Source organism: Pseudomonas putida, assembly GCA_041071465.1.
In the GTDB taxonomy this organism is placed as follows: domain Bacteria; phylum Pseudomonadota; class Gammaproteobacteria; order Pseudomonadales; family Pseudomonadaceae; genus Aquipseudomonas; species Aquipseudomonas putida_P.
In genome coordinates this window covers 185,777-203,786 of the sequence record CP163498.1, presented here as the reverse complement: position 1 = coordinate 203,786, position 18,010 = coordinate 185,777, and the positions used below count along the sequence as shown (strand labels likewise).

Here is an 18,010-nt window from a genome sequence, read left to right as displayed (position 1 = left end):
TCAAGCCAACTGGGCGTTCGCAGGGGCGACGTCAAGCGCTGGCGAACGCACGGTGCGCCAGGTGTTCCAGGCCATCAGGAACATGCCGCTGAGGAAGATCGCGCCGCCGACGAAGCGCACGACGAAGCCTGGGTGGCTGGCCACCAAGGTTTCCACGAACGAGTAGGTGAGCGTGCCGTCGCTGTTGACCGCGCGCCACATCAGGCCCTGGGCGATGCCGTTGACCCACATCGAGGCGATGTACAGCACGGTACCAATGGTGGCCAGCCAGAAGTGCGCATTGATCAGGCCGAGGCTGTACATGCGTTCTTTGCCGAACACTTTGGGAATGGTGTGGTACAGCGCGCCGATCGAGATCATCGCTACCCAGCCGAGGGCGCCGGCGTGGACGTGGCCGATGGTCCAGTCGGTGTAGTGGGACAGGGCGTTGACCGTCTTGATGGCCATCATTGGCCCTTCGAAGGTGGACATGCCGTAGAACGCCAGCGACACCACCAGGAAGCGCAGGATCGGGTCGCTGCGCAGTTTGTGCCAGGCGCCCGACAGGGTCATCATGCCGTTGATCATGCCGCCCCAGCTTGGCGCCAGCAGGATCAGCGACATCACCATGCCCAGCGACTGCGCCCAATCGGGCAGGGCGGTGTAGTGCAGGTGGTGCGGGCCGGCCCAGATGTACAGGGTGATCAGCGCCCAGAAGTGCACGATCGACAAGCGATACGAATACACCGGCCGTTCGGCCTGCTTGGGCACGTAGTAGTACATCATCCCCAGGAAGCCTGCGGTCAGGAAGAAGCCCACCGCGTTATGGCCGTACCACCACTGCACCATGGCATCGGTGGCGCCTGCGTAGACCGAATAGGATTTGGTCAGGCTGACCGGCAGCTCCAGGTTGTTGACGATGTGCAGCAGCGCCACGGTCAGGATGAAGGCGCCGAAGAACCAGTTGCCGACGTAGATGTGTTTGGTGTTGCGCTTCATCAGCGTGCCAAAGAACACGATGGCGTAGCCCACCCAGACGATGGTGATCAGAATGTCGATCGGCCATTCCAGTTCGGCGTATTCCTTGGAGCTGGTGTAGCCCAGCGGCAGGCTGATGGCCGCCAGCAGGATAACCAGTTGCCAGCCCCAGAACGTAAACGCGGCCAGGCCCGGTGCGAACAGGGTGGTCTGGCAGGTGCGTTGCACCGAATAATAGGAGGTGGCGAACAGTGCGCAGCCGCCGAACGCGAAGATCACCGCATTGGTATGCAGGGGGCGCAGGCGGCCGAAACTGGTCCAGGGGAGGTCGAAGTTGAGGGACGGCCAGGCGAGCTGGGCGGCGATGAAGACGCCGAGCCCCATCCCGACGATTCCCCACACCACCGTCATGATGGCGAATTGGCGGACCACCTTGTAGTTATAGGCGGTACTGCTGGTTGTGTTCATGTATGGGTTCCCATCCACGGTTATTTGGCAGGCTTTACAGCGAGGCAAGCATGATTAATGGGCAAAGTGCCGGTATTGACGGGGATCAATGGGCGAAGGTCGCAAATGTCCCAGGCTTGCGCTGCGATCCTCCGCGGGTTGCAGGTCAGGATGACTACAAGGGGTGCCTGATTCTGGCCCATGGCGCGGGCGCGCCGATGGACAGCGGGTTCATGGACGAAATGGCGCAAAGGCTTGCGGCGCTTGGGGTAGCGGTAGTGCGCTTCGAGTTCCCGTACATGGCCGAGCGCAGGGTTACCGGTGGCAAGCGGCCGCCGAACCCGCAGAAGGTGTTGCTTGAATGCTGGCGCGAGGCGTACCGGCAAGTGCGACCTTTGGTCGCGGGCAAGCTGGCCGTGGGTGGCAAGTCCATGGGCGGGCGCATGGCGAGCCTGCTGGCCGACGAATTGGGCGCGGATGCGCTGGTGTGCCTGGGCTATCCGTTCTACGCGGTGGGTAAACCCGAGAAGCCACGGGTAGAGCACCTGGCCGAGTTGAAAACACCGACGTTGATCGTGCAGGGCGAGCGGGATGCGCTGGGTAACCGCGAGGCGGTGGCGGGGTATGCGTTGTCGCCGGCGATCGAGGTGAGCTGGCTAGTGGCGGGGGACCATGACCTGAAGCCGTTGAAGGCTTCGGGGTTCAGCCATGAGCAGCATTTGCAGGCGGCGGCTGAACGTGTTGCTGATTTCCTGAAGGATTAGTGCTGGATTCTTCGCGGGTAAACCCGCACCTACAAGGACCGCACACCATCGAAGGTCGGCTCAGCACCCTGTAGGAGCGGGTTTACCCGCGAAGAGGCCGGAACAGGCCGGCGCTTAGTCGCGGTATTCGCACAGGTAAGCGGTATCCACCTTCACCTGCAGCTGGAACTTGCTGTCAGCCGGCACGTTGAACTTGTCACCGGTGTTGAAGGTTTCCCAGTTGTCGCTACCTGGCAGTTTCACGGTCAGCGCGCCCGATACCACATGCATGATCTCACGCTTGGCAGTGCCGAATTCGTATTCGCCCGGAGCCATGACGCCGACAGTGGCCGGGCCTTCTTCGCCCGAGAATGCGATCGACTTGACGGTGCCGTTGAAGTACTCGTTGACCTGGAACATGGGCGACTCCTGAAAAGAGGTGCTGAAAAAGGGCTGGCCAGTATGCCCAAGGCCACAGGCCTCGTCATCTGCTTTCAGGGGCTGTGGGCGGGCAGGGTCAACGGTAATAGCCGCGCCGTGTTGCGCGCATCTTCCAGGGCCCTGTGCTGTTGCCCGCAAAAGTGCATGCCGGCCAGTTGCAGGGCGCCGTTCAGGCCGGTGGGGCGCTGCAGGTGGCGGGCCTTGGCAAAGCGTTGCTTGAGGTTGATATGCGGCAATGTGCGCAGCAGGCTGTCGAGGCCGTGCTGCTGCCACTCCTGGTGCAATTGCTGGCGGTCGTAGTCGCCCCAGCTGACCCAGGCCTGAAGCTGCCCGCGGTGGTGCTCCAGCCAGCGCTCGAAGCTTGCCCACACCTCGCGAAACGGCGCGGCGTTGTCCACGTCGGCCTGGCTGATGTGGGTCAGCTCACGGCAGAACGGGGTCAGCTGCGGCCGCCGCCGTGGCTTTACAAAACGCTGGAAATGGTCGACCTCGCGGCCTTCGCGGGTCACCAGGCTTGCGCCGATTTCAATGATTTCCATCTCTGTGACCGGCCACCCACCATCGTCGGTGGTGGCTTCCAGGTCGATCACCAACCAATGGCCCATACCAGGCTCCCATGCAGATCCTGCTAGAGCGTAGCCAATGTACGGGCATACGGCATCCTATGGCATTTTGCCGCCTGCTTTGGCACAAAGAGCAGACGCCAGTAGTTGTGCCGCCCCTGGAAAACGCCTAGCTTAAGCGCATACAGGCATAAACCGTGATGAGTGTCCGTCTTGACTCCAGCGCCCGGCCTCAAGGCCTTGTCCACCCTGATGCTGCTGGCCGTGTTCTGGTTGGCGGCACCGGTATGGGCTGGCGAAGCGGTTGAAGTGAAGATTGGCGCAGCCCATTTCCCGCCTTACACAGTGCGCCCCGAGCAAGGTGCCGATACCGGTTTGCTGCCGCAGTTGGTCGATGCACTCAACCGGGCGCAGCAGCACTATCACTTCGTTCTGGTACCTACGTCTATCCAGCGGCGCTTCGGTGACTTCCAGCAAGGCCGCACCGACATGGCCATTTTCGAGAACCCACAATGGGGCTGGGAGCAGATTGCCCATCAGACCGTGGACATGGGCCTGGAAGATGCCGAAGTGTTCGTCGCCCGCAAGGAAAACGGCAGTGATCCGCGTTACTTCGACGACCTGCGTGGCAAACGCCTGGCCTTGTTCAACGGCTACCACTACGCGTTCGCCAGCTTCAACGCTGACCCCGATTACCTGCGCAAGACATACAACGCGACCCTGACCTATTCCCACGACAGCAACCTGCTGATGGTGCAGGCCGGCCGCGCCGATATCGCCCTGGTCACGCGTTCCTACCTCAGCGATTTCCTGGCACGCAACCCGGCGAGCAAGGCGCAGCTGGTGCCTTCGCAACGCATTGACCAGGTCTATCACCACTACGCCTTGCTGCGCCCGGGGGCGCCTATCGGCGAGCAGACGTTCGCTGCACTGCTGCGTGGCCTGCGTGACAGCGGTGAACTGGCGCGGATTTTCGAGCCCTACCGCATCACAGTCAGCACGCGCAGGCCTTGATTCCCGCCCGACGGCCTCGCCAATGTTCTCGAAGAATGACTCAGACCTGCCGGTTGGCGGTCTTGCGGCAATGCACCAGTGCATCGCGGATCATGAAGTTGACCAAAGTCGGCGACACCCCCAGTTCCTTGGCAATGTCCTTTTGCGGTACCCCATGCAGGCGGTACATCTCGAACGCATAGCGGGTACGTTGCGGCAGCTCGTTCAGCGCTTCGGCAATGTCGTCCAGCGCGGCAAGGTTGATATGGGTGGCTTCGGGCGAGGCGTTCTGGATAACCACATTCAGGCCTTCCTCCTCGCTGCCGGAGTACTTCAGCTCCATCGTCTGCTTGCGGTAGTGGTCGATCGCAAGGTTGCGCACGATCTGGAACAGGTAGCTTAGTTGCGCCTTGAACGACGAAGTGATCTGCGGGGCAGCGCCGAGCCGGAAGAAGGCGTCTTGCACCACATCCTCGGCGCGGGAGCGGCAGCCAGTGATGCGGGCAGCAATCTTGACCAGGATGCTGCGGTTGTCGACGAAGGCCTGCAGTAATGGTGAATCGCACTTACTTGTGGATAGTTGTTCCGCCATGGAAATCACCTTGTCACAGAGGGGAAAGGAGGCGCCCAGGGGTGGGTCGCTTCCTACGACGTGCGACAAGCTATTCAGAATGATAATGATTGTCAAATGCGAAACTAAATTATTATTGGGTGTTTCTGTTCTAAGGGGGCATACCTCAAGGTATGCCCCCAACCTTGACGCAGCGCAAAACCCTCACCCCCGCTAATTTCTGCCCCGTCCATCCGTTCCCCTGTGTACATCCCCGGTCGCCGCTCGCTGCCCGCCCATGTTCGCGGCGTAGCCGGCACGCCCTAACAGACACTGGCAGGAACACCCCATGACGGACGCCTTCGAACTCCCGCTCTCGCTGGTCCAGGCCCTGGCGCAACGCGCCGCGCAGACCCCGGACAGGATTGCCCTGCGCTTTCTCGCCGACACCCCCGGCGAGCAGGCCGTGCTCAGCTACCGGGACCTCGACCAGCGTGCACGCACCATCGCCGCTGCCTTGCAGGCGCGCGCCAGCTTCGGTGACCGTGCCGTGTTGCTGTTCCCTAGTGGGCCAGACTACGTGGCGGCGTTTTTTGGCTGCCTGTATGCGGGCGTGATCGCAGTGCCGGCTTACCCGCCGGAGTCCGCGCGGCAGCATCACCAGGCGCGTTTGCTGTCGATCATCGCCGATGCCGAGCCGCGCCTGCTGCTGACCGTGGCGGCACTGCACGACAACCTGAACGGCCTGGAGGCACTGGCGGCAGATAACGCGCCCGAGCTGCTTGCCGTGGATGGCCTGGACCCGTTGCTGGCCTCGAGCTGGCACGCGCCCGAGCTCCAACGCGATGACATCGCCTTCCTGCAGTACACCTCCGGCTCCACCGCGCTGCCCAAGGGGGTTCAGGTCAGCCATGGCAACCTGGTGGCCAACGAGCAGCTGATCCGCCATGGCTTTGGCATCGACCTCAACCCCGACGACGTGATCGTCAGCTGGCTACCGCTGTACCATGACATGGGCCTGATCGGCGGCCTGCTGCAGCCAATCTTCAGTGGCGTGCCTTGCGTGCTGATGTCGCCGGGGTACTTCCTGGCCCGGCCATTGCGCTGGTTGCAGGCCATCAGCGAATACGGTGGCACCATCAGCGGCGGCCCCGACTTCGCTTATCGCCTGTGCAGCGAGCGGGTCAGCGAGGCTTCGCTGGCCGGGCTCGACCTGAGCCGCTGGCGCGTCGCCTATTCCGGCTCCGAGCCGATCCGCCAGGACAGCCTGGCCACCTTTGCCGACAAATTCCAGGCCTGCGGCTTCGACCCGCAGAGCTTCTTCGCCAGTTATGGCCTGGCCGAAGCCACCCTGTTCGTCAGCGGCAGCCGTCGTGGCCAGGGCATCGCTGCACTGGAGCTGGACGCCGAAGCCTTCGCTGGCAACCGTGCCGAGCTGGGCAAGGGCAGTGTGCTGATGAGCTGCGGCTACCCACAGCCGGGGCATGCCGTACGCATCGTCGAACCAGAACGCCTGCAAGTGCTGGATGACAACCAGGTTGGCGAGATCTGGGCCGGCGGCCCGAGCATCGCATTGGGTTACTGGCGCAACCCCGAAGCCAGCGCTCGAACATTCGTCGAAATGGACGGCCAGACCTGGCTGCGTACCGGCGACCTGGGTTTCATGCGTGAGGGCGAGGTGTTCGTTACCGGGCGCCTGAAAGACATGCTGATCGTGCGCGGACAGAACCTGTACCCACAGGACCTGGAAAAAAACCTCGAGCGCGAAGTTCAGGTGCTGCGCAAAGGCCGTGTGGCGGTGTTCGCCGTCGAGCACCAAGGCGAGGAGGGCATCGGTGTCGCGGTGGAGATCAGCCGCAACGTGCAAAAGGCAATCAAGCCCCAGGACCTGATCAAGACCCTGCGCCAGGTCATTGCCGACGCCTGCCGACAGGCCCCGGCCGTGGTCCTGCTGTTGAACCCCGGCGCGCTGCCGAAGACCTCCAGCGGCAAGTTGCAGCGCTCTGCCTGCCGCCTGCGCATGGACGATGGCAGCCTGGACTGCTATGCCCGTTTCCCTGAGGTGAGCGAAGCCGGTACCCGTGCAACCGCTGGCGATGAGCTGCAAGCACGCATCGCCGCTGTGTGGCGCGACATCCTCAAGGTAGAGGCGGTGGCCGCGGACGACCACTTCCTGCTGCTGGGCGGTAACTCCATCGCCGCCACCCAGGCCACAGCGCGCCTGGCCGATGAGTTGGGTATCGACCTGAGCCTGCGTACCCTGTTCGAGGCGCCGGTACTGGCCGACTACAGCAAGGCCGTGGCACAGATCATCGCCGATGGCGCCGCAGCCACCGCAGCCATCACCACGCTGGCGCGCGCCCAGGCATTGCCCCAGTCGCTGGCGCAAAACCGCTTGTGGCTGCTGTGGCAGCTGGAACCGCAATCAGCGGCCTACAACATTCCTGCCGGCTTGCACCTGCGTGGCGAGCTGGATATCAACGCTCTGCACGTGGCCTTCGAGGCACTGGTGGCGCGCCATGAATCGCTGCGTACCGTGTTCAGCGAAGAGAATGGCCAGGCGCTGCAGCGTATCCTGCCGCAGCAGCCATTCAGCCTGCACCGCCTGGACCTTGAAGGGCACTCGCCCGAGCAGGTTGCCGCGCAGCGTGAAACCGAGGCCCGCCAGCCGTTCGACCTCACCCAGGGGCCGCTGCTGCGGGTAACCCTGGTGCGCCTGGGCGACGAAGAGCATCAGCTGTGGGTGACCCTGCACCACATCGTTGCCGACGGCTGGTCGCTGAACATCCTGCTCGAAGAGTTCGCCAAGCTGTATGCCGCTCGCTGCCAAGGCCTGGAGGCCAACCTGGCGCCGCTGCCCCTGGGTTACGCCGACTACGGCAGCTGGCAGCGGCAATGGCTGGCTGACGGTGAAGCCGAGCGCCAGTTGCAGTACTGGAAGGCACACCTTGGTGGTGAGCTGCCGGCGCTCGACCTGTGCACTGACCATCCGCGCACCAGCCAGCGCGAGCACAGCGCTGCGCGCTTCAACCTCAAGGTGCCGACCAGGCTTGGCGAAGCGCTCAAGGGCCTTGCCCACCAGCAGCAGGCCAGCCTGTTCATGGTCCTGCTGGCCGGTTGGCAGGCGCTGCTGCAGCGCTACAGCGGCCAGGCCGATATCCGCGTCGGCGTGCCCAACGCCAACCGCCCGCGCCTGGAAACCCAAGGCATGGTCGGTTTCTTCATCAATACGCAGGTGCTGCGCGCGCAATTCGATGGCCGTCACTCGTTTACCCAGTTGCTGACCCAGGTACGTCAGGCCACCTTGCAAGCCCAGGCTAATCAGGATCTGCCCTTCGAACAGCTTGTCGAAGCCCTGCCCGATGCGCGCGAGCAGGGCCTGTTCCAGGTCATGTTCAACCACCAGCAACGCGACCTGTCAGCCCTGCGGCGCCTGCCAGGGCTGTTGGCCGAAGAGCTGGCGTGGCACAGCCGCGAAGCCAAGTTCGACTTGCAGTTGCACAGTGAGGAGGACCATCTGGGCCGCCTGAGCCTGGCCTTCGACTATGCCGCGGAGCTGTTCGAAGCCAGCACCGTCGAACGTCTGGCCCATCACCTGCTGGCGTTGCTGGAACAGGTGTGTGCCGCGCCGCAGCAGGCGCTGGGCGACGTGCAACTGCTGGATGAGCCCGGCCGTGCGCAGCTGCTGGGTTGGGGCCAGGCACCGGCCGCCGCAGCGCAGCACCTGTTGGTCGAACAACTCAATGAGCAGGCACGCCTGACGCCGCAGCGCACCGCCCTGGTTTGGGACGGGGCAGCCTGGATTACGCCGGGCTGCACCAGCAAGCCAACCGCCTGGCCCACTACTTGCGCGACAAAGGCGTCGGCCCCGATACCTGTGTGGCCATTGCCATCGAGCGCTCACCGCAATTGCTGGTCGGCCTGCTAGCCATTCTCAAGGCTGGCGGTGCCTACGTGCCGCTGGATGTCGATTACCCTGCCGAACGCCTGGCCTACATGCTGGCCGACTGCGACGCCCGTTTGCTATTGAGCCACAGCAGCCTGCTGGGCAAGCTGCCGCAGGTCGACGGTGTCAGCGCCATTGCCCTCGACCAGTTGCACCTGGACAGCTGGCCCAGCCATGCCCCCGGCCTGCACCTGCACGGCGACAACCTGGCCTACGTTATCTATACCTCCGGCTCCACCGGGCAGCCCAAGGGCGTAGGCAATACCCATGCGGCGCTGGCCGAGCGCCTGCAGTGGATGCAGACGACCTATGCGCTGAATGACAGCGACGTGCTGATGCAGAAGGCGCCGATCAGTTTCGACGTCTCGGTGTGGGAATGCTTCTGGCCGTTGGTCACCGGCTGCAAGCTGGTGCTCGCCGGCCCCGGTGAACACCGCGACCCACAGCGTATCGCTGCCCTGGTGCAGGCTTATGGGGTGACTACGCTGCACTTTGTACCGCCGCTGTTGCAGGTGTTCGTCCAGGAGCCGCAGGCAGGTGCCTGCAGTAGCTTGCGCCGGGTGTTCTCGGGTGGCGAAGCGTTGTCCGCCGCGCTGCGTGACCGCTTGCTGCAGGTGCTGCCGCAGGTGCAGCTGCACAACCGGTACGGCCCGACCGAAACCGCCATCAACGTCACCCACTGGCACTGCCAGGTGGCGGACGGCGAGCGCTCGCCCATCGGCCGCCCGCTGGGCAATGTGCTGTGCCGCGTGCTGGACGATGAGCTGGAACTGAGCGCCCCCGGTGTGCCGGGCGAGCTGTACCTCGGTGGCGCGGGCCTGGCCCGTGGTTACTTGGGCCGCCCCGGCCTCACTGCCGAGCGCTTCGTACCCCAGGCCGACGGCAACGGTCAGCGTCTGTACCGCAGTGGCGATCGCGCCCGCTGGCAGGTTCAGCTGGAGGCCCTGGAATACCTTGGCCGCCTCGACCAGCAGGTAAAGGTGCGTGGTTTCCGCGTCGAGCCCGAGGAAGTGCAGGCCTGCCTGCTGGCACAGGTGGGTGTGGAACAGGCGCTGGTGCTGATACACAAGGACGCCGTTGGCGCGCAACTGGTCGGCTATTACAGTGGCAGCGCTCAGCCTGCCGAGGTGCTGGCCGTGCTGGCTGAGCAATTGTCAGCCTACATGGTGCCGGCGCAACTCATCCCTTTGGCACAGATGCCACTGGGCCCCAGCGGCAAGGTCGACCGCAAGGCACTGCCTGCCCCAGTGTGGCAGCAGCGTGAGCATGTCGAGCCACGAACCGAGCTGCAACAACAGGTCGCGGCCATCTGGCGCGACGTGTTGAATCTGCCGCGCATTGGCCTGCAGGACGACTTCTTCGCCCTCGGTGGCCACTCGTTGCTGGCGACTCAGATCGTTTCGCGCACCCGTCAGGCCTGCGATGTCGAGCTGCCGCTCAAGGCCCTGTTCGAAACCAGCGAGCTGGGCGCCTTCTGTGCCGAGATCGCCCGCCTGCGCGCGGCCGGCGAGCGCAATCTGCAAGGTGCAATCGCCCGTGTCGACCGCCGTCAGGCGGTGCCGCTGTCGTACTCGCAGCAGCGAATGTGGTTCCTCTGGCAGATGGAGCCGGACAGCCCGGCGTACAACGTCGGCGGCATGGCACGCCTGCGCGGCACCTTGCATGTGGACGCTTTCGAGCGTGCGCTGCAGGCGCTGGTCGTGCGCCACGAAACCTTGCGCACCACGTTCCCCAGCATCGACGGCGTGCCGTACCAGTGCGTGGCCGAAGACAGCGGCCTGCATCTGGACTGGCAAGACTTCAGCGCTTTGTCAGACGATGCCTGCCAGCAACGTTTGCAACAACTGGCCGACGACCAGGCGCACCAGCCCTTCGACTTGGAGCGGGGGCCGCTGCTGCGCGCCTGCCTGGTCAAGGCCAACGAGCGCGAGCACTTCTTTGTGCTGACGCTGCACCACATCGTCACCGAAGGCTGGGCCATGGACATCTTCGCCCGCGAGCTGGGCGAGCTGTACGAAGCCTTTGTCGATGACCGCGAGTCGCCACTGGCGCCGCTGCCAGTGCAGTACCTGGACTACAGCGTGTGGCAACGGCAATGGCTGGAAAGCGGCGAGGGCGCTCGTCAACTGGCCTACTGGAAGCACCGCTTGGGCGACGAGCACCCGGTGCTGGCGTTGCCTGCCGACCGCCCGCGTCCGGCAGTCCAGAGCCACCGTGGCGCGCTGTACCGCTTCGAACTCGATCCGGCACTGGTGGCCCGCGTGCATGCTTTCAATAGCCAGCGCGGCCTGACCCTGTTCATGACCATGACCGCCACCCTGGCCGCCTTGCTGCACCGCTACAGTGGCCAGCGCGACCTGCGTATCGGCGCGCCGGTGGCCAACCGCATCCGCCCGGAAAGCGAAGGCCTGATCGGCGCTTTCCTCAACACCCAGGTGCTGCGCTGCGAGCTGGACGGCCAGATGACCGCCAGCGCGCTGCTGGAGCAGATTCGCCAGGTTGCCATCGAAGGCCAGTCGCACCAGGACCTGCCGTTCGACCAACTGGTAGAGGCCCTGCAGCCACCGCGCAGCAGTGCCTACAACCCGTTGTTCCAGGTGATGTGCAACGTGCAGCGCTGGGCCTTCCAGCAAAGCCGCACGCTGGCCGGCATGCAGGTGGACTACCTGGTCAACGATGCCAGCGCCACCAAGTTCGACCTGTACCTGGAGGTGACCGACCTGGACGGCCGGCTGGGCTGCTGCCTGACCTACAGCCGCGACCTGTTCGACGCGCCGCGCATCGCGCGCATGGCCGAGCACTGGCAACAACTGCTGGTCGGTTTGCTCGACAACCCGCACCACCGCCTGTGCGAACTGCCGATGCTGAGCAGTGCCGAGCAACAAGTGCTTACAGGCCAATTGCAGGGCGAACACGATTTCGACCTTGGCCAGACCCTCCACGGTCTGTTCGCCGCCCAGGCCGCGCGCACGCCACAGGCGGGCGCGTTGACCTTCGCCGGCCAGCACTTGACCTACGCCGAGCTCGACCAGCAGGCCAACCGCCTGGCGCGTGCCCTGCGCGAACGGGGTGTCGGCCCGCAGGTGCGGGTGGGCCTGGCGCTGGAGCGCTCGCTGGAAATGGTCGTCGGCCTGCTGGCCATCCTCAAGGCCGGCGGCGCCTATGTACCGCTCGACCCCGAGTACCCGCTCGACCGCCTGCGCTACATGATCGAAGACAGCCGCATCGGCTTGCTGCTCAGCCAGCGTGCGCTACTGCACACCCTGGGCGAGTTGCCTGAAGGCGTGGCCAGCTGGAGCCTGGAAGATGATGCCGCCAGCCTGGCGGCGTACAGCGATGCGCCGCTGGACAACCTCAGCCTGCCGCAGCACCAGGCTTACCTGATCTACACCTCAGGCTCTACCGGCAAACCCAAGGGCGTGGTGGTCAGCCATGGCGAGTTCGCCATGCACTGCCAGGCGGTGATCGCTGCATTCGGCATGCGCAGCGATGACTGCGAGCTGCACTTCTATTCCATCAACTTCGACGCTGCCAGCGAGCGCCTGTGGGTGCCGCTGTTGTGTGGTGCGCGCGTGGTATTGCGCGCCCAGGGGCAGTGGGGCGCCGAGGACATCTGCCAGTTGGTGCGCGAGCAGCAGGTGAGCATTCTGGGCTTTACCCCCAGCTACGGCAGCCAGCTGGCGCAGTACCTGGGCGGGCGGGGCGAACAATTGCCGGTACGCCTGGTGATTACCGGGGGCGAGGCGCTGACCGGCGAGCACCTGCAACGCATCCGCCAGGCCTTTGCACCGCAGCAGTGCTTCAATGCCTACGGCCCGACCGAAACCGTGGTCATGCCGCTGGCGTGCCTGGCCCCAGAGGCCTTGCCAACAGACCTTGGCAGCGTACCGATCGGCCGCGTCATCGGTAGCCGTACGGCCTACATCCTCGACGAGGATCTGGCCTTGTTGCCGCAAGGCGGTATTGGCGAACTGTACGTCGGCGGTGCCGGCCTGGCCCAGGGTTACCACGACCGGCCAGGCCTCACTGCCGAGCGCTTTGTCGCCGACCCGTTCAGTGCCGAAGGCGGGCGCCTGTACCGTACCGGCGACCTGGTACGCCTGGGTACTGATGGCCTGGTGGAGTATGTCGGCCGTGCCGACCAGCAGGTGAAGATCCGCGGCTTCCGCATCGAACTGGGCGAAATCGAGAGCCGCCTGCTAGCGCACGAGGATGTCGACGAGGCCGTCGTGCTGGCGCTGGACTTGCCGGGCGGCAAGCAACTGGTGGGCTATCTGGTGTGCAGGCAGGCCACCGCCGGTAACGACGTGCAACAACTGCTGCGCGAAGCGGTGAAAGCCGATGCCCGCCAGCACCTGCCCGACTACATGGTGCCTGCGCACCTGGTGCTGCTCGATAGCCTGCCGCTGATGGGCAACGGCAAGCTCGACCGCCGTGCGCTGCCGCTGCCGGACCTTGAGCAGGCGCGGCAGCAATACCAGGCTCCTGGCAATGAGGTGGAAGCACAGTTGGCGCAGATCTGGCGCGATGTGCTCAACGTTGCCCGGGTCGGCGTGCAGGACAACTTCTTCGAGCTGGGGGGCGACTCGATCCTGTCGATTCAGGTGGTCAGCCGCGCCCGGCAGGCCGGCTTGCAATTCACCCCACGCGACCTGTTCCAGCATCAGACCATCCAGACCCTGGCAACTGTGGTTCAGCTCAGCGAAGCCGCGAGCACCGTCGAGCAGGGCCTGCGCCAGGGCCAGGCCGGGCTGACGCCGATCCAGCACTGGTTCTTCGACAGTGACGTGCCACAGCCGCAACACTGGAACCAGGCCGTGCTGCTGGAGGTGCGCCAACCCTTGGTTGAGGCCACCCTTGGACAGGCATTGGCTGCGCTGGTGCAGCACCATGACAGCCTGCGCCTGCGCTTCAGCGACGCCCAGGGCCGCTGGCAGGCCCAGTACGCGCAGCCTGGCGCCGAGCAGCTGCTGTGGAGCGCCACTGTCGCCGATTTCAATGATTGTCAGGCCCTCTACACTGACGTGCAGCGCAGCCTGGACCTGCAACAGGGGCCGCTGCTGCGCGCCTTGCTGGTGCGTGACGGGCAGGGCACCCAGCGGTTGCTGCTGGCGATTCATCACCTGGTGGTTGATGGCGTGTCCTGGCGGGTGCTGCTGGAAGACCTGCAGGCGCTGTACCGTGGCCAGCCTCTGCCGGCCAAGACCCACGCCGTCGGCGACTGGGCGGCGCGCCTGGTCAGCTACGCCGGCAGCGATTCGCTGCGTGACGAACTGGCCTGGTGGCAAGGCCAGCTGGGCGGTGTGCGTCGCGAATTGCCGTGCGACCATCCGCAGGGCGGCAATTTGCATCGCCATGCTCAAACCCTGGCCATCGGCCTGGACGTGGAGCAAACCCGGCAGCTGTTGCAACTGGCCCCGGCGGCTTACCACACCCAGGTCAACGACCTGCTGTTGACTGCACTGGCGCGGGCCTTGTGCCGGTGGAGCGGCGATGAAGAAGTGCTCGTGCAGCTCGAAGGCCATGGCCGTGACGGGTTGTTCGAAGACATGGACCTGACCCGCAGCGTCGGCTGGTTCACCAATGCCTACCCACTGAGCCTGCGTCCGCTGCCAGGTGAAGACGACGCGGCGCGGGCCGGTTCGATCAAGCGCATCAAGGAACAACTGCGCCATGTACCGCACAAGGGCCTGGGCTACGGCGTACTGCGCTACCTGGCGGATGCCGCCGGGCGCGAGCAGATGGCGGCTTTGCCGCAGGCGCGCATCACCTTCAACTACCTGGGCCAGTTCGACCAGCAGTTCGACAGTGCGGCCTTGTTCCAGCCCCTGGAAGCCCCGGCCGGGTTGGCGCATGACCTCGATGCGCCGTTGCCCAACTGGTTGAGCGTCGATGGCCAGGTGTATGGCGGTGCTCTGCAACTGCGCTGGACCTTCAGCGCCGAGCGCTACGACCAGCAGACCATCGCGGGTCTGGCTGAGGCCTATCGTCAGGAGCTGCTGGCGCTGGTCGCGCATTGCCTGGCCGATGGCAATGGCAGCTTCACCCCATCGGACTTCCCGCTGGCGCACCTGACTCAGGAGCAGATCGACGCATTGCCGGTCCCGGCCGCGCAGATCGAGGACGTTTACCCGCTGACGCCGATGCAGGAAGGCATGCTGCTGCACACCCTGCTGGAGCCGGGCACTGGCCTGTACTACATGCAGGACCGCTACCGCATCAACAGCGCCCTCGACCCCGAGCGTTTCGCCCAGGCCTGGCAGGCCGTGGTGGCGCGCCACGAAGCGTTGCGCGCCTCGTTCAGCTGGAACAGCGGCGAGGCGATGCTGCAGATCATCCACAAGCCGGGCAACCTGGCGGTGGACTACCAGGACTGGCGCGGCCTGGCCGACGATGCCCAGGAGCAGCGCCTGCAGGCCCTGCACAAGCAGGAGCGCGAGGCCGGCTTTGCCTTGCTCAGCGAGGCACCGTTCCACCTGCGCCTGGTGCGCGTGGCCGATGAACGCTACTGGTTCATGATGAGCAACCACCACATCCTTATCGATGCCTGGTGCCGCTCGCTGTTGATGAACGATTTCTTCGAGGTCTACCAGGCCCTTGGCGAAGGCCGTCAGGCCCAACTGCCGGTGCCACCGCGTTACCGCGATTACATCGGTTGGCTGCAACGCCAGGGCCTGGACGACGCACGTGCCTGGTGGCAGGCCAACCTGGCCGGCTTCGAACGTGCCACAGCCATCCCGAGCGACCGCCCGCTGCGCCATGACCACGCCGGTAGCGGCATGGTCGTCGGCGATTGTTATACCCGCCTTGAGGTGAATGATGGCGTGCGTCTGCGCGAACTGGCCCAGGCCCATCAGCTCACCGTCAACACTTTCGCCCAGGCGGCCTGGGCCCTGGTGCTGTCGCGCTACAGCGGCGACCGCGACGTGGCCTTTGGCGTAACCGTGGCCGGGCGCCCGGTGAGCATGCCGCAGATGCAGCGCACCGTCGGCCTGTTCATCAACAGCGTGGCCCTGCGCGTGCAGTTGCCTGCGGCGGGTGAGCGCTGCAGTGTGCGCCAGTGGCTGCAAGGCCTGCTGCAAAGCAACATGGAGCTGCGCGAGTACGAATACCTGCCGCTGGTGGCGATCCAGGCGTGCAGCGAGCTGCCCAAGGGCCAGCCGCTGTTCGACAGCCTGTTCGTGTTCGAGAATGCGCCGGTTGAAACCGCCGTGCTCGATCACGCCCAGCACCTGAACGCCAGCTCCGACTCGGGCCGTACCCACACCAACTTCCCGCTGACGGCGGTGTGTTACCCGGGTGATGACCTGGGCCTGCACCTGTCGTTTGACCAGCGTTACTTCGATTACCCGACCGTCGAGCGCCTGCTGGCCGAGTTCAAGCGCCTGCTGCTGGCGCTGGTACAAGGTTTTGAAGGGGAGGTGAGCGAGCTAGCGCTGCTGAGCGCCCAGGAGCAAGGCTTCCTGCTGGAGGACTGCAACCGGACCGAGCGGGTTTATCCGCTGGAACAAAGCTATATCGCGCAGTTCGAAGCGCAGGTCGTGGCGCATCCACAGCGTACCGTGGCCCGCTGCCTGGAGGCATCCTATGATTACGCCGGGCTGAACCTGGCGGCCAACCGCCTGGGCCATGCGCTGGTGGCTGCCGGCGTCTGCGTGGACCAGCCAGTGGCACTGCTTGCCGAGCGTGGGTTGCCGCTGCTGGGCATGATTGTCGGCAGCTTCAAGGCCGGCGCCGGCTACCTGCCGCTGGACCCGGGCCTGCCAGCGGCGCGCCTGCAAAGCATCATCCAGCTCAGCCGCACGCCAGTGCTGGTGTGCAGCGCGGCCTGCGCCGAGCAGGGGCGGCAGTTGCTCGGTGAGCTGGAGGCTGCGCTGCGGCCGCAACTGCTGGTCTGGGAAGACGTCCAGGCCAACCCGATCGCAAGCCACAACCCGGGTATCCACAGTGGCCCGGACAACCTCGCCTACGTGATCTACACCTCAGGCTCGACTGGTCTGCCGAAAGGGGTGATGGTCGAGCAGCGCGGCATGCTCAACAACCAGCTGAGCAAGGTGCCTTACCTGGCGCTGAGCGAGCAGGACGTGATCGCCCAGACCGCCTCGCAAAGCTTCGACATCTCGGTCTGGCAGTTCCTGGCTGCGCCGCTGTTCGGCGCCAAGGTTGAGATCGTGCCTAACGCCATCGCCCACGACCCGCAAGGCCTGCTGGCGCACGTGCAGGCCACCGGCATCACCGTGCTGGAGAGCGTGCCGTCCCTGATCCAGGGCATGCTGGCCAGCGACCACCAGGCCCTCGACGGCCTGCGCTGGATGCTGCCGACCGGCGAGGCCATGCCACCGGAGCTGGCGGCGCAGTGGCTGCAGCGCTACCCTCAGATCGGCCTGGTCAATGCCTATGGCCCGGCGGAGTGCTCGGATGACGTGGCGTTCTTCCGCGTCGATGCCGCCTCGACCCAAGGCAGCTACCTGCCCATCGGTACGCCAACCGATAACAACCGCCTGTACTTGTTCGGCGAGGACCAGGCGCTGGTGCCGCTGGGGGCGGTGGGCGAACTGTGCGTGGCGGGTACGGGTGTAGGCCGTGGCTACGTCGGTGACCCGGTGCGCACGGCACTGGCGTTCATTCCTCACCCTTACGGGGCACCGGGAGAGCGCCTGTACCGTACCGGTGACCTGGCGCGGCAACGCCCGGACGGCGTGCTGGAATATGTCGGGCGCATCGACCACCAGGTGAAGATTCGCGGCTATCGCATCGAACTGGGCGAAATCGAGGCCCGGCTGCATGAGCAGGCGGAAATTCGCGATGCCGCTGTGGCGGTGCAGGAGGGCGTGAACGGCAAGCATCTGGTTGGTTACCTGGTAGCGCACCAGGGCGTCAGTGCCGATGCCGCGTTGCTGGAGCAGGTCAAGCAACGACTGCGTGCCGAGTTGCCGGAGTACATGGTGCCGTTGCATTGGAGCTGGTTCGACAGCTTGCCGCACAACGCCAACGGCAAGCTCGACCGCAAGGCCCTGCCAGCCATCGACATCGGCGGCCATTACAGTCAGGCCTATCAGGCGCCACGCAACGAATTGGAGGACGTGTTGGCGGGTATTTGGGCCGATGTGCTCAAAGCCGAGCGGGTGGGGGTGCACGACAACTTCTTCGAGCTGGGCGGGCATTCGCTGCTGGCCACGCAGATCGCTTCGCGGGTGCAGAAGCAGCTACAGCTGAACGTGCCGCTGCGGGCGATGTTCGAGTGCAGCACGGTGGAGGCGTTGGCCGAGTATGTCCAGGGGCTGCAGGGCAGTGCGCTGGATGATGACAAGGTCGACCGGCTCAGTGACCTGATGGCGGAACTGGAGGGGCTGTGATGGGCAGGGGCGCT

The 18,010-nt window shown here is 65.0% G+C and carries 6 protein-coding genes and 1 pseudogene; 3 read left to right on the top strand and 4 right to left on the bottom strand.

Annotated elements, in window-relative coordinates; translation table 11 throughout:
- A complete protein-coding gene (ccoN, locus tag AB5975_00880; GenBank protein XDR20560.1) occupies positions 1 to 1,425 on the bottom strand; it encodes a cytochrome-c oxidase, cbb3-type subunit I in 1,425 nt (474 codons plus the stop codon).
- 50 nt (positions 1,426 to 1,475) lie between these two features.
- On the opposite strand from ccoN, the gene AB5975_00875 reads away from it, so the two are divergent.
- Positions 1,476 to 2,168 carry an alpha/beta family hydrolase gene (locus tag AB5975_00875; GenBank protein ID XDR20559.1) on the top strand — a complete coding sequence of 231 codons (693 nt, stop codon included), beginning with the start codon at positions 1,476 to 1,478 and terminating at the stop codon, positions 2,166 to 2,168.
- Between the two features lie 114 nt (positions 2,169 to 2,282).
- Here AB5975_00875 and AB5975_00870 read toward each other — a convergent pair whose 3' ends face one another.
- Together AB5975_00870 and AB5975_00865 are read right to left on the bottom strand one after the other, a co-directional pair.
- Entirely contained in the window at positions 2,283 to 2,567 is a 285-nt protein-coding gene (locus AB5975_00870; protein XDR20558.1) for a pyrimidine/purine nucleoside phosphorylase, read from the bottom strand.
- Positions 2,568 to 2,641: 74 nt separating this feature from the next.
- Entirely contained in the window at positions 2,642 to 3,193 is a 552-nt protein-coding gene (locus tag AB5975_00865; protein XDR20557.1) for an exonuclease domain-containing protein, read from the bottom strand.
- Positions 3,194 to 3,364: 171 nt separating this feature from the next.
- On the opposite strand from AB5975_00865, the gene AB5975_00860 reads away from it, so the two are divergent.
- Positions 3,365 to 4,165 carry a substrate-binding periplasmic protein gene (locus AB5975_00860; protein ID XDR20556.1) on the top strand — a complete coding sequence of 267 codons (801 nt, stop codon included), beginning with the start codon at positions 3,365 to 3,367 and terminating at the stop codon, positions 4,163 to 4,165.
- A gap of 40 nt (positions 4,166 to 4,205) precedes the next feature.
- Here AB5975_00860 and AB5975_00855 read toward each other — a convergent pair whose 3' ends face one another.
- The gene (locus tag AB5975_00855; GenBank protein XDR20555.1) at positions 4,206 to 4,736 is read right to left on the bottom strand and encodes an RNA polymerase factor sigma-70; all 531 of its coding nucleotides are present in this window, start codon (positions 4,734 to 4,736) and stop codon (positions 4,206 to 4,208) included.
- Between the two features lie 307 nt (positions 4,737 to 5,043).
- Here AB5975_00855 and AB5975_00850 point away from each other — a divergent pair.
- A pseudogene (locus tag AB5975_00850) lies at positions 5,044 to 17,996 on the top strand (non-ribosomal peptide synthetase).
- The last annotated feature ends 14 nt before the right edge of the window (positions 17,997 to 18,010 follow it).

Excerpts from the sequence above, each read along its gene's own strand:
- ccoN (XDR20560.1), bottom strand. The coding sequence starts at position 1,425 with ATGAACACAACCAGCAGTACCGCCTATAACTACAAGGTGGTCCGCCAA.
- AB5975_00875 (XDR20559.1), top strand. The coding sequence starts at position 1,476 with ATGATTAATGGGCAAAGTGCCGGTATTGACGGGGATCAATGGGCGAAG.
- AB5975_00870 (XDR20558.1), bottom strand. The coding sequence starts at position 2,567 with ATGTTCCAGGTCAACGAGTACTTCAACGGCACCGTCAAGTCGATCGCA.
- AB5975_00865 (XDR20557.1), bottom strand. The coding sequence starts at position 3,193 with ATGGGCCATTGGTTGGTGATCGACCTGGAAGCCACCACCGACGATGGT.
- AB5975_00855 (XDR20555.1), bottom strand. The coding sequence starts at position 4,736 with ATGGCGGAACAACTATCCACAAGTAAGTGCGATTCACCATTACTGCAG.